Genomic DNA, 12,740 nt, shown 5'->3' with positions numbered 1-12,740 from the left:
ATTTCTTTGCTCCAAATTTAAGCAATCTTTTTGGCAGCAAAGGGCAGGGAATTAATCAAAATAAGACATTGTTTTATCAGTTACAACACATAAATCAGAGAATTGTCAGATTATAGTTGCAACTGCAACTTTTTATGGCAATTCTCTTGATTTTATAATTTTCTGATGTACCTTTGTACTATAATTCAACGCATAAGAAAGGATATAAAAATCCAATGCAGCGAATTTTTAACATTGTCTTTTCATAATTTAGGTTTATAATTGGTTAGTATCAAACCCTGGCGCCCATCGTCAGGGTTTTTTCTTATTTCTTCTCTGGCCCGTTAGGCTTTGAAATCGATGTCCTCATATCAGTATCCGCTTGGATATTCTGCATTTTGTAATAATCCATAATACCCAGATTACCATTTCTAAATGCTTCTGCCATGGCCATAGGCACTTGTGACTCTGCTTCAATAACCTTGGCTTTTGCTTCTTGAGCCTTCGCGCGCATTTCCTGTTCTGTAGCCACAGCCATTGCCCTACGTTCTTCTGCCCTTGCATTCGCTACTTTCAAATCCGCTTCGGCCTGATCCGTCTGCAATTTCGCCCCTACGTTTTCACCAATATCGATATCCGCAATATCAATCGATAAGATTTCAAAGGCGGTACCTGAATCCAGTCCTTTAGACAATACTGTTTTTGAAATGCGGTCTGGATTTTCCAACACTTCTTTATGGTTCAAGGAAGAACCAATGGTCGTTACGATCCCTTCTCCAACCCGAGCTAAAATGGTTTCCTCACCTGCACCACCAACCAATTGGTTAATGTTTGCACGAACGGTAACCCTGGCTTTAGCGATCAACTGAATACCATCCTTCGCCACAGCAGCTACCGGAGGCGTATTGATGACTTGGGGGTTTACAGACAACTGGACCGCATCAAATACGTCACGACCTGCTAAATCAATCGCGGTCGCTAATTTAAAATCCAAAGGAATATTTGCTTTATCCGCTGAAATCAACGCCTTGATCACTTTATTCACATTTCCACCAGCAAGATAATGGGTTTCTATCTCATTGGAGGAGATCTTCAAGCCGGCTTTTGTCGAAGTAATCATCGCATTGGTCACCAATGCCGGACTTACTTTCCGTAGACGCATCAGCACCAGATTCAACAGACTAATTTTTACATTTGATAATTGTGCGGTAAACCACAAATTTAGGGGTAGCAGATAGAGTAAAACAAAAAATCCGATTACCGAACCTACAATAATTAAAACTAATTGTACAGGAGCTTCCATTTATATAAGATTAATAATTTCCAACGGTACTAAAGATAATAAAAAAGAGGAGAATATTTTTCGTTCAAAAGGCTTATTATTAATTTTTTAACCCATTAAAGTAAAAGTTTAAACAAAAATGTAGACTTTTGCAAGTGAACAAAACAGCATATCCCCTATTAGAACATGAACAAACTCAGCTTCTTAAGATGGCAATTTATTGCTAGTATTATTATAGCATATGTCATAATCATCTTCTCTTTTTGGTATTTTCTGGCAAGCCAGAGCAGGTACAGCGATACGGTAAATAACTATATGGCCTTGTCCCAAGAGAAGTTCAATGCCATCCAGGATTGGGAAGTCAATATCCAGAAATTCTCAAAATATAAAAACCTTGAAAAAAACACCGATCCTCTTGTTGAGGATCAATTGAGGAATGCCATTCAAAAAAGCCTATTGGTTTTGGATACACCGAACGAATTGATAGATCGAAAATTGGATGCCACACAGGATGCTCGAGCCTATTCGCAAGAGCTTTTTGCCCTGAATAACATTAATGCTTCGAACATCCAGGCCGATATGCTATTGAAAATTGCCGATCAGCAGGCAAGGATTGTAGAAACAAGCAATAAATTGACCAATGAGATCATCGAGTTTCGGAAAGAAAAAATCAAGAAACGAAATGATGAATTGACTACCTCCAGGTATATCACCATCATTCTGGGGCTATTTTCGTTGATCGTGGTACTTTTTGTGGTGGTACAAACCATGCGTATCTTAGCTCACCTGCGAAAAACGGGTAATAAGGAAAGGGAACTGAACCAGAACCTGTTAAAAACAGCCGAACAATTGGAGGACGTGAACTGGGTACTTCAGAATTCTTCCAAGATCCATAACCAGATCAATGGCCTCCCAAGTGAAAAAGCCATTGCCCAAACCGCCCTCAACGGTATGTCGGAAGTCCTTGATTTCTTTGCAGCCGCGTTTTATGTCCGGAAAACTGATTCCTATGAGTTTATCTTAAAAAGCTCGATCGGTTTACATAACAAGGAAACCATTCAAAACTTTATCTTGGATGAGGGCATCCTAGGAGCTGTAGCAGCCAACAAGAAACATCAGATCATCCCCGTTCAGGATATTTCTAAAACCAATATCCAAACAGGGACCATCAAGAACATGGATGCAGATGCTATTCTGTTTCCTATCGTATATGAGGATTATTGTATAGGTATTATAGAAATTATAGGCTCTTTCCCTAAAAACAGAGTGGAGAGCATCCTTAATTACCTGACCCGTACATCAAGATCCATCGGTTCTGCACTTCAATCACGCCAGAACCATGCCTTGGTCGAAGAGCTGCTTGCGGAAACCCAAAGACAGACCGAAGAACTGGAGGCCCAGCAAGAGGAACTCCGTATTACCAATGAAGAGCTGGTCTATAAAACCAATCTTTTAGAAGCCTCGGAAGAGGAACTCCGCGTACAGCAGGAAGAACTTTCCCAAGCGAACAAGGAACTAAATGTTAAAGCCGCAGAATTGGAAAGAAGGAACCTGGAGTTGAATGAAGCCCACAATATTGTGGAACAGAAGATCGTGGAAGTGGAATTGGCCAGTAAGTACAAATCTGAATTCATGGCCAATATGAGCCATGAGCTACGAACTCCTTTGAACAGTATACTCATCCTGGCGAAACTCCTTCAGGATAATAAACTAGAAAACTTGAATACCGAACAGGTGAAATATGCCTCGGTGATCCATAATGCCGGCTCTGATCTTCTACAGCTGATCAATGAATTGCTAGACCTGGCGAAAATAGAGTCCGGTAAAGTGGAGATGCAGAAAGATCTGATCCGCATCCAGGATTTCAGCAGCAATATGGAATCCCTGTTCAAGGAATTGGCAAAAGAAAAATCCATCAACTTCCAGATAGACATTGAACAAGCACCTAAACAGTTTGTTACCGATGAATACAGGTTGGAACAGGTCCTTAAAAATTTCCTTTCTAATGCTTTCAAATTCACTGAAAAATCAGGAAGCATTACCCTAAAGATCTTCCAACAAAGTGGAAACGTCCATTTCGCTGTAAAGGATTCCGGTATAGGTATATCTCCAGAAAAACAATCCCTCATATTTGAAGCTTTCCGACAAGAGGACGGCTCCACCAGCAGAAAATATGGCGGAACCGGTCTTGGCCTGTCCATTTCCAGGGAAATCTCTTCCCTACTTAATGGGAGGATCACCCTCGAGAGTGAGATTGGACAGGGTAGTACCTTTAGTCTGATCATCCCTTACATACCGGAGATCAATAAAGAAGAAATGCCTGCTCCTACAAAAGAAGCCAGCAAAGAAAGCACCAGCCAGGAAACAAAAGCAACAGCAAAGCAAGAGAATATTCGCCAAGGATCGGAAGATGCAAAGATGGAACTTCCAAAAAACCGTCAAACAAAGAGCATCCTGATCATTGAGGATGACATCAATTTTGCGGATATATTAAAAAGCTTTTCAGAAGAATATGGCTTCGACACCTTGAATGCGTATGACGGTGTTGCCGGAATTCAAATGGCCAAACAGAAACAGCCTGATGCCATAATTTTGGATGTCATGCTACCTTTGGCAGATGGATGGGAAGTACTAAAAACCTTGAAGAACGATAAAACCACCAAGCATATCCCGATCCACATGATGTCGGCAGCGAATTTCGATAAGAAAGACTTCCTGGAATCTGGAGCCATTGGGTTTATGCCAAAACCGGTGAACGAGGAAAGTATAGCCTTGGCATTTGAAACCATCCATCTAAATATCAATAAGGAACTTAAAAAGATCCTGTTGATCGAAGACCAGGAATTCCAGAGCGATCTGATCAAAAAGGCTTTTGCCGAGCAAAACATCAATGTGATCCAAGCCTTTACGATCGAATCCGGCATGAAAAAACTGGAAGAGGAAGAGAACCTGGATTGCATCATCTTGGATGTTAAACTACCAGATGGTAGTGGTCTGGAAATGCTGGATCGAATCAAATCAAATCCGAAGTACGAGAAATTACCGGTGATCATCAATACGGCATACGACCTGAGTGCAGAACAAACGGAGAAGATCCTTAGGCATACCCAATCGATGGTGTTGAAATCCAGTAAATCAAACAATAGATTGATTGATGAGGTTAACCTGTTTCTGAATAAACTATCGACACCAGCCTATAATCCGATCAAGAACCCCGAAAAACTGGTATCATCAGAATCTTATGGAACAAGTGTATTGGAAAACAAGACAGTTCTCATTGCGGATGATGATATGCGGAATGTTTTCGCTTTGACCTCTTCGCTACAACAATATAAGATGAAGATTGAAATCGCGAACAACGGCCTGGAGGCCGTGCAGGCGGTAGAGAATCCAGATAAGCAGATTGATATTGTCCTGATGGACATCATGATGCCGGAGATGGACGGTTATGAGGCCATTCAGGAAATAAGAAAAAATAAAAAACACAATAATTTACCCATTATTGCAGTTACTGCTAAAGCGATGAAAGGTGATCGAGAAAAATCGATTGAATTGGGGGCGAATGATTATGTGAGTAAACCGATCGATTTGGATCGTTTGGTATCATTGATGCAAGTATGGCTGAGTTAAGGAACTCTTATGACATCAGTTTTCCGGAGATTGAGGAGCTGATTTTCTTATTGAAAAATGTATCCGATTTCGATCTGTCGGGATACACCCGTTCTTCCCTCAAAAGGAGGATACAACGGATCATGAACCTGGAAGCCCTGGATTTTGTGGACCTCAAAAATGCGGTCATCAACATTCCCGGGTTTCAACAATTCTTCATTCAGGAAGTCACGGTCAATGTGACGGAAATGTTCCGAGACCCTGGCTTCTTCAACAGATTATCCTCGGAGATCCTGCCCTACCTGCAGACATTTCCGCGTATCAAAATCTGGAGCGCTGGCTGTTCAACCGGAGAGGAAGTCTACTCTTTGGCCATCTTGTTAAAAGAAAACAACCTTTATGATCGTTCGTTCATTTATGGAACAGATATCAATAGCAAGGTATTGGACATCGCCAAAAAAGGCATTTACCCCTTGAAGAAATTCAAGGAATATTCGGACAATTTCAATGCGTATAACTCGAAAGAAAGCCTTTCCAATTATTATACCGCACGCTATGATGCCGCGATCATCAACCATGATCTTCGCAAGAACATCCTTTTCTCAACCCATAACCTGGCAAGTGATCAGGTGTTCAATGAATTTCAACTGATCACCTGCAGGAACGTGTTGATCTATTTTGATCTGAAACTCCAGGAAAAAGTGATCAACCTGTTCTACGAATCATTGGCTTTATTTGGCTTCCTGTGTCTCGGCACCAAGGAAACCATCCTTCGCCATCCGGTGATGGAGAATTTTAAAGTGGTCGACAAGGAATTTAACATTTATCAAAAGATCAAGTAAGATGGAATCATTCGCCAATCATATCATTGTCATTGGGGGATCCGCAGGAGCCTATGAGCTGATCGTGGACATACTTGACCATCTTCCAGCCACGTTTGCCGCGGCCATTGTCATCGTGTTGCATAGAAATTCCAAATACGAAACAAAGATCGAATCGAGCTTGTCCAAGCGATTGAACAGGGAGGTGATTTCGATAAAAGATAAATATCCGATACTGGCAAACTGCATTTATTTTGCACCCCCAGGTTATCATACCCTGGTAGAACCGGATCATTATTTTTCATTGGATGTTTCGGAACCTGTGCAGTTCTCCAGGCCTTCCATTGATGTTTTCTTTGAATCCGTAGCAGAGGTCTATGGACCAAAGGCCATTGGGTTTTTGTTGTCCGGGGCTAACAATGACGGCGCAAATGGATTCAAGGCTTTGCTGGATGCCGGAGCAACCTGTTATGTCCAGGACCCTTCAGAGGCAGTCATAGACACCATGCCCAAAGGTGGCATCGCCAGCTCCGAAAATGTAAAAGTATTATCAAACGAAGAAATAGTAAACTATTTTAATTCAATTTCATCATAAAGACATGAAACCAATCAACATTTTGATATTAGACGATAAAGAAGAAAATATCATTAGCTTACATGCGTTATTGCAGGATGTTGAACATGTAAATATCATCAGTTCCACCGACCCCAACGAGGCGCTCAAAATCTGTTGGAAGGATGATATTTCCATTGCACTAGTGGATGTTCAGATGCCTGAGATCAATGGTTTTGAATTTGTCTCCTTATTGAAATCGAACCCCAAGACGAGCCATATTATGGCCATCATGGTCACAGCGATTTCCAAGGAGGATAAATACCTGCTGAAAGGATTGGAAAGTGGCGCGGTAGATTACCTCTACAAGCCCTTGAATCCGGAAATAACCATTGCAAAAGTAAAATCCTTTGTTCAACAGATCCTGATCCAACAGGAACTGAAACTGAAGAACAAAGAACTGGAAGAGTCCAGGATTGAATTGCTGAAAACAAAAGAAGAAGCGGTTCAGGCAAGAAAATCAAAAGAGATCTTTTTGGCCAATATGAGTCATGAAATCCGAACGCCCATCAATGGCATCATGGGAATCATGCACATGTTCAAGAGTTCGGAATTAACGGCTGAACAACGCGATTGGTTAAAAAGGTTAGACAATGCCTCCCAATCGCTCCTACTCATCATCAACGACATCTTAGACCTTTCCAAGATCGATTCCGGCATGCTGAAGATTGAATTCGAAGATTTCAGCCTAACCAAGATGATCGAGGATATAGATCGCATTTTCAAGATCAAGGCGAACCATAAACACCTGGATTTTTCTATTGTTGCCGATGAAAAAATACCCCAATTCATTCGCTATGACTCTTTACGATTGCAACAGATCATCAGCAATTTTATTTCGAACAGTCTGAAGTTTACGGAAAAAGGAAAGATCGAATTGAGGGTTCAAGTTCAAGAGCAGAAAAACCAGAACTACCGATTACGGTTTACCGTAGCAGATACCGGAATCGGTATCAAAGAGGATTCGGTCGATAAGATCTTTATGGCCTTCGAGCAGGCAGACGATGGGATCACCAAAAAATTCGGTGGGACTGGATTAGGCTTGGCGATTGTAAAACGCTTGGCTAACCTGCTGAACGGAAACATAGGCGCAAGCAGTGTTTATGGTGAAGGCTCGGAATTTCATTTCGAAGGCTGGTTTGAAGCTTCCAACCATAAAATTGAAGATAGTAGCAAGGATGTTCCTACTTATAACAGTTTTCCGAAATTCGACAACCTGAAGGTATTGGTGGCGGAAGATAATGAGCTGAACAGTTTTATGTTGGCGCATATGCTGAGGAGCTGGAACTGTGAGGTGGATATCGTGAAAAACGGACAATTGGCCGTTGAAAAAGTGGAACAACAGCATTTTGACCTGATTCTTATGGATACGCACATGCCGATCATGAGCGGCTTTGAGGCGATCAAAGAAATCAAGAACCACCGCATCCCTGAGAAACACGGAATCCCGATCATTACGATCTCCGCTTCCGTACTCGAACATGAACAGGCAGCCGCTTTCAGAGCCGGTGCTGATGGCGTGATCGGCAAACCTTTTGACCCCATTGAGTTGTATCAAAAAATTATCGCCGTGACCACCAAAAATAAAAACATGAATATGACACCCTAAAAAGGGTTTAGCTCTTTAAAATGAATTATTAATAGTAAATTCGTATAAAATATATAACAATTAGCTATGAAGAAATTATTTTTTGTTCCTGCTTTAGCGTTAGCGATGGGATTGGCATCATGTGCTGGGAACAGTGAGAAAAAAGAAGACAACACAGCTTCAACCGAAACCTCAACTACAACTGAAGCTACTCCTGCAGAAACTACCGTTCCTGGAATTGAAAATGTAACACTTTCCAACCAATGGACCGTAGAAGGTAATGACCAAATGCAATTCAATATCAATTTGATTCGTGTTAAAGCTGGTGAGCCAGTAGAATTGACGTTGAAAAATGTAGGTTCTCAACCAAAAGAGGCTATGGGCCATAACTTGGTGATCTTGAAACCAGGCGTAGATGTAACTACTTTCGGAGGCGAAGCTTCACAGGCTGCGGATAGTGAATATATCCCTAAATCTGCATTATCTTCCATCGTGGCACACACGAAATTATTAGGACCAGGCGAACAAGATAAAATCACCGTTACCCTTGAGAAAGGTGTATACGATTATATCTGTAGTTTCCCAGGTCACTTCGGTATCATGAAAGGTAAAATCGTAGCGGAATAATCGCAGAACCTTTTTTCAAAAAAAACAAGCAGAAGGGAGTCTTTGGTAAAAAGGCTCCCTTCTTGTATTCCATGCATACGTTTGAGCTTCAATTTATTAAAATTGCTTCGCTTAATAGACATTTAAATATTAAATTTGCAGGATAATCAAACACATATTCTATGCAATACGACGTAATCGTAATCGGTAGTGGTCCTGGTGGTTATGTTGCCGCTATCCGTTGTGCACAATTAGGCTTAAAAACAGCCGTAATTGAAAAATACAGCACTTTTGGTGGTACTTGTCTAAATGTTGGCTGTATTCCTTCGAAAGCCTTGTTAGACTCTTCAGAACATTATCACAATGCCGCTCATAATTTTGAACAACATGGTATCAGCTTGAGCAACCTGAAGTTGGATATCAAAAAAATGATCGATCGTAAGAACGATGTTATTGCTCAAAATACTGCAGGTATTACCTACCTATTCAAGAAAAACAAAATCGACAGCTTCCAAGGTGTGGGATCATTTGTTGACAAGAACACGATCAAAATCACGAAAGAAGATGGTTCAACCGAAGAAATAAAAGGAAAGAACATCATTATTGCTACAGGTTCTAAACCTACGGCATTACCTTTCCTACCAGTTGACAAGAAACGTATCATCACGTCTACAGAAGCCTTGAACCTTACCGAAGTTCCTAAAAACCTGATCGTGATCGGTGGTGGAGTAATCGGTTTGGAATTAGGTTCGGTATATGCCCGTTTAGGTTCAAAAGTAACTGTTGTGGAATATGCAAAATCGATCATCGCTACAATGGATGCTGGTTTAGGAAAAGAACTTCAACGTGTATTGAAGAAAAACCTAGGCATGGAATTCCTATTGGGACATAAAGTTTCTGGCGCTAGCGTTAAAGGTAAAAAAGTAACGGTTACTGCTGAAGATGCCAAAGGACAGAACGTAGTGATCGAAGGTGATTACTGTATCGTTGCGGTTGGTAGAACAGCTTACACGGCTGGTCTAGGATTGGAAAACATCGGCATCACTCCGGAAGAACGCGGAAACAAAATCCCGGTTAATGAGCATTTGGAAACTTCAGTGGAAGGTGTTTATGCGATCGGTGATGTGGTTAAAGGAGCTATGCTGGCTCATAAGGCAGAAGATGAAGGCATCTATGTGGCTGAACGCATCGTTGGTCAGAAACCACATATCGATTATAACCTGATCCCAGGTGTTGTTTACACATGGCCTGAGGTAGCATCTGTTGGTAAAACCGAAGAGCAATTAAAAGAAGAAGGTAAAAAATACAAAGCTGGAAGCTTCTCTTTCAAAGCTTCTGGACGTGCGAAAGCTTCTGGTGATACCGATGGTTTCATCAAAGTTTTGGCTGATGCGGATACTGATGAGGTATTAGGTGTTCACATGATCGGCCCTCGTGCGGCAGATATGATCGCTGAAGCAGTCGTAGCAATGGAGTACCGTGCATCTGCAGAAGATATCGGTAGAATCTGTCATGCTCACCCTACTTTTACAGAGGCCTTAAAAGAAGCCGCATTAGCAGCTACTTCCAACCGAGCAATCCACGCTTAATCCGCTAAGATTCAAAATTTATAACATTTATATTGCCCCCAAAGGTTATGCTTTTGGGGGCTTTTTTTACCTATTTGGTTCGGAGTGAAAGTAGATTGTAAGTGAGGTGTAAGTGAGGTGTAAGTGCCTTTATGCACTTAAATATTACTTTCAGTATGCTAAAACCGTACATTTATCTCGAATCAAGTGTTTAAGAAAGAATATGTATATTAACCTGTAAATTTAAGACCAGTCTAACATGAACTTTTATACCAGAAAGTGGGTCAAACCAGAAGACTTAAATCCTAATGGATCCTTATTTGGAGGGACTTTATTAAGATGGATCGATGAGGAGGCGGTGATCTACGCCATAGTACAATTGGGCAACCCCCATGTGGTCACGAAATATATTTCGGAGATCAATTTTGAGAGTGCTGCCAAACAGGGGGATATCATCGAATTGGGGATCGAAGCGACCAATTTCGGACGGACCTCCCTGACCATGCGCTGTGTGGTTAGAAATAAAATAAGTAGGATGACCATTCTTTCCATCGATAGGCTCGTATTTGTGAACCTGGATAAAGACGGCAATCCTACTCCGCATGGTAAAACAGAAATCACTTATGCCTATATGGGCATTGAAAGTGATGAAAAGAAAAGGGATTAGAAAATCTTAAGCAGCCTTCTGAACCGCAATTTCTTTTTTAAGATCCTTTTCTACCCAGAAGGAGATGATCGGAATCAAGCTCAGGACAAAATACTTCACGACGCGTGAAAATTTCCAATTGTAGGTCTGCCAACAGGCCAGCAATAGGATCACGAATAGGACCACTAGAAAACCGTGGATAGAACCTGCGACACGAACCGCTTCGGGGATTCCGGCAAAATACTTCAGGGGCATCGCAACAAAGAAAAGGATAATGGTAGAGATTGCTTCCCAAAGAGCAACCTGTTGAAAGATACGTAACATATAAATTTCTATTAGTCAGCGCAAAGAAAGGCAAAAGGAGATTCTAAACGAAATCCTAGGGAAAGGATTGACTGCGAAATGACATATAAATAAAAAAATGCGTACTTTTGAGAATTGTATTTGCAAACATAACGACAATTAATATTTATGAATTACGACATTATTGTTATTGGTAGTGGACCGGGCGGTTATGTAGCTGCCATCAGAGCCTCTCAATTGGGTTTCAAAACAGCCATTATCGAGCGTGACGCATTAGGTGGAATCTGTCTTAACTGGGGCTGTATTCCTACAAAAGCATTGTTAAAAAGTGCTCAGGTATTCGAATACTTGAACCATGCTGAAGAATATGGTATTAAAGTAAATGGCGGAGAAGCCGATTTCGGTGCCATCGTAAAAAGAAGTCGTGGTGTAGCAGACGGCATGAGCAAAGGGATCCAGTTCTTGATGAAAAAGAACAAGATCGATGTGATCATGGGTACTGCGAAAATTAAAAAAGGCGGAAAGATTGAAGTTAAGGCTGCGGATGGTTCTACCAAGGAATACACTGCAAAACATACGATCTTAGCCACAGGTGCTCGTTCTAGAGAGTTACCTAATCTTCCGCAGGATGGAAAGAAAATCATAGGTTACCGTCAAGCGATGAACCTTCCACAACAGCCAAAATCTATGGTGGTTGTAGGTTCGGGTGCTATCGGTGTTGAATTTGCCTATTTCTATAATGCGATCGGTACGAAAGTGACCATCGTGGAATTCATGGACCGAATTGTTCCTGTGGAAGATGAGGAAGTATCCAAACAATTGGAAAAATCCTTGAAAAAAGCGGGTATCAACATCCTAACCAAATCGGAAGTTCAGTCGGTAGATACCAAAGGTGATCTATGCAAAGTGAACATCAAATCGGATAAAGGTACGGAGGTTATCGAAGCAGAGATTGTTCTTTCTGCAGTTGGTATAACGCCAAATATTGAGAACCTAGGATTAGAGGAAGTTGGTGTTAAAACCGATAAAGGCCGTGTGGTAGTGGATGATTTCTACAAAACGAACATCGATGGTGTTTATGCGATCGGTGATATCGTTAAAGGTCAGGCATTGGCGCATGTGGCTTCTGCAGAAGGTATCACTTGTGTGGAGAAAATCAAAGGTATGCATGTAGATCCAATCGATTACAACAATATCCCTGGATGTACGTACTGTTCTCCAGAGATTGCTTCTGTAGGATTTACCGAAAAAGCAGCGAAAGAAGCTGGATATGATATTAAAGTAGGTAAATTCCCATTCTCTGCATCAGGTAAGGCTTCGGCAGCAGGTGCAAAAGATGGTTTTGTGAAAGTGATCTTTGATGCTAAATATGGTGAGTTCTTAGGAGCGCATTTGATCGGTGCCAATGTGACGGAAATGATCGCCGAAGTGGTTGTTGCGCGTAAATTGGAAAGTACAGGTCATGAGGTGTTGAAAGCAGTTCACCCTCACCCTACCATGAGTGAAGCAATCATGGAAGCCGTAGCGGATGCTTATGGCGAAGTGATACATTTGTAGTTTTTTTTAGATTATAGATGATAGATATTAGACATTAGATGTATGTCGGATAGCAGGGGCTGTCTCCTATGTTTGTGTCAAGCAAATGTAGGAGACATTTTTTGTTTTATAGATTTGCTGTATTTAGTGAAAAGAGGGAGAGCCTAGGGCTGTCTTAGTAGCTTTTTT

10 protein-coding genes are annotated in these 12,740 nt (G+C 41.3%); 8 read left to right on the top strand and 2 right to left on the bottom strand.

Annotated elements, in window-relative coordinates:
• Positions 1 to 304: 304 nt before the first annotated feature.
• A complete protein-coding gene (gene floA / locus VJ786_RS01225; protein WP_099366984.1) occupies positions 305 to 1,282 on the bottom strand; it encodes a flotillin-like protein FloA in 978 nt (325 codons plus the stop codon).
• 165 nt (positions 1,283 to 1,447) lie between these two features.
• Between floA and VJ786_RS01220 the strand changes: the two genes are divergently transcribed.
• From VJ786_RS01220 to VJ786_RS01190, 7 genes are all read left to right on the top strand, one after another.
• Complete coding sequence (locus VJ786_RS01220) at positions 1,448 to 4,891, top strand: response regulator (protein ID WP_134776321.1); 3,444 nt, start codon at positions 1,448 to 1,450, stop codon at positions 4,889 to 4,891.
• Positions 4,879 to 5,712: a CheR family methyltransferase gene (locus tag VJ786_RS01215; protein ID WP_336557102.1), complete on the top strand. Its 834-nt coding sequence runs from the start codon at positions 4,879 to 4,881 to the stop codon at positions 5,710 to 5,712. Before VJ786_RS01220 ends, VJ786_RS01215 begins: the two co-directional genes overlap by 13 nt.
• 1 nt (position 5,713) lies before the next feature.
• Positions 5,714 to 6,286, top strand: coding sequence for a chemotaxis protein CheB (locus VJ786_RS01210; RefSeq protein WP_099366981.1), 573 nt, complete (start codon positions 5,714 to 5,716; stop codon positions 6,284 to 6,286).
• 4 nt (positions 6,287 to 6,290) lie between these two features.
• The gene (locus tag VJ786_RS01205; protein WP_134776323.1) at positions 6,291 to 7,913 is read left to right on the top strand and encodes a hybrid sensor histidine kinase/response regulator; all 1,623 of its coding nucleotides are present in this window, start codon (positions 6,291 to 6,293) and stop codon (positions 7,911 to 7,913) included.
• Between the two features lie 66 nt (positions 7,914 to 7,979).
• On the top strand, positions 7,980 to 8,519 hold the full coding sequence (locus VJ786_RS01200; protein WP_099366979.1) for an azurin: 540 nt from the start codon (positions 7,980 to 7,982) through the stop codon (positions 8,517 to 8,519).
• A gap of 161 nt (positions 8,520 to 8,680) precedes the next feature.
• Positions 8,681 to 10,087: a dihydrolipoyl dehydrogenase gene (gene lpdA / locus VJ786_RS01195; RefSeq protein WP_099366978.1), complete on the top strand. Its 1,407-nt coding sequence runs from the start codon at positions 8,681 to 8,683 to the stop codon at positions 10,085 to 10,087.
• A 238-nt stretch (positions 10,088 to 10,325) separates the two neighbouring features.
• A complete protein-coding gene (locus VJ786_RS01190) occupies positions 10,326 to 10,733 on the top strand; it encodes an acyl-CoA thioesterase (protein WP_099366977.1) in 408 nt (135 codons plus the stop codon).
• 6 nt (positions 10,734 to 10,739) lie between these two features.
• Here the strand turns inward: VJ786_RS01190 and VJ786_RS01185 are convergent, their stop codons facing one another.
• Positions 10,740 to 11,036 (bottom strand): DUF3817 domain-containing protein, encoded by a 297-nt coding sequence (locus VJ786_RS01185; protein WP_099366976.1) that lies wholly within the window; start codon positions 11,034 to 11,036, stop codon positions 10,740 to 10,742.
• Positions 11,037 to 11,183: 147 nt separating this feature from the next.
• Between VJ786_RS01185 and lpdA (VJ786_RS01180) the strand changes: the two genes are divergently transcribed.
• Positions 11,184 to 12,572, top strand: coding sequence for a dihydrolipoyl dehydrogenase (gene lpdA / locus VJ786_RS01180; protein ID WP_099366975.1), 1,389 nt, complete (start codon positions 11,184 to 11,186; stop codon positions 12,570 to 12,572).
• Positions 12,573 to 12,740 lie beyond the last annotated feature (168 nt).

Source organism: Sphingobacterium tenebrionis (assembly GCF_037126265.1).
In the GTDB taxonomy this organism is placed as follows: domain Bacteria; phylum Bacteroidota; class Bacteroidia; order Sphingobacteriales; family Sphingobacteriaceae; genus Sphingobacterium; species Sphingobacterium tenebrionis.
The sequence above is the reverse complement of the archived record's forward strand: the minus strand, read 5'-3'. Positions and strand labels throughout refer to the sequence as shown.

Bases quoted from the DNA above. Each gene is read 5' to 3' on its own strand.
- floA (WP_099366984.1), bottom strand. From the start codon at position 1,282: ATGGAAGCTCCTGTACAATTAGTTTTAATTATTGTAGGTTCGGTAATC.
- VJ786_RS01220 (WP_134776321.1), top strand. From the start codon at position 1,448: ATGAACAAACTCAGCTTCTTAAGATGGCAATTTATTGCTAGTATTATT.
- VJ786_RS01215 (WP_336557102.1), top strand. From the start codon at position 4,879: ATGGCTGAGTTAAGGAACTCTTATGACATCAGTTTTCCGGAGATTGAG.
- VJ786_RS01210 (WP_099366981.1), top strand. From the start codon at position 5,714: ATGGAATCATTCGCCAATCATATCATTGTCATTGGGGGATCCGCAGGA.
- VJ786_RS01205 (WP_134776323.1), top strand. From the start codon at position 6,291: ATGAAACCAATCAACATTTTGATATTAGACGATAAAGAAGAAAATATC.
- VJ786_RS01200 (WP_099366979.1), top strand. From the start codon at position 7,980: ATGAAGAAATTATTTTTTGTTCCTGCTTTAGCGTTAGCGATGGGATTG.
- lpdA (WP_099366978.1), top strand. From the start codon at position 8,681: ATGCAATACGACGTAATCGTAATCGGTAGTGGTCCTGGTGGTTATGTT.
- VJ786_RS01190 (WP_099366977.1), top strand. From the start codon at position 10,326: ATGAACTTTTATACCAGAAAGTGGGTCAAACCAGAAGACTTAAATCCT.
- VJ786_RS01185 (WP_099366976.1), bottom strand. From the start codon at position 11,036: ATGTTACGTATCTTTCAACAGGTTGCTCTTTGGGAAGCAATCTCTACC.
- lpdA (WP_099366975.1), top strand. From the start codon at position 11,184: ATGAATTACGACATTATTGTTATTGGTAGTGGACCGGGCGGTTATGTA.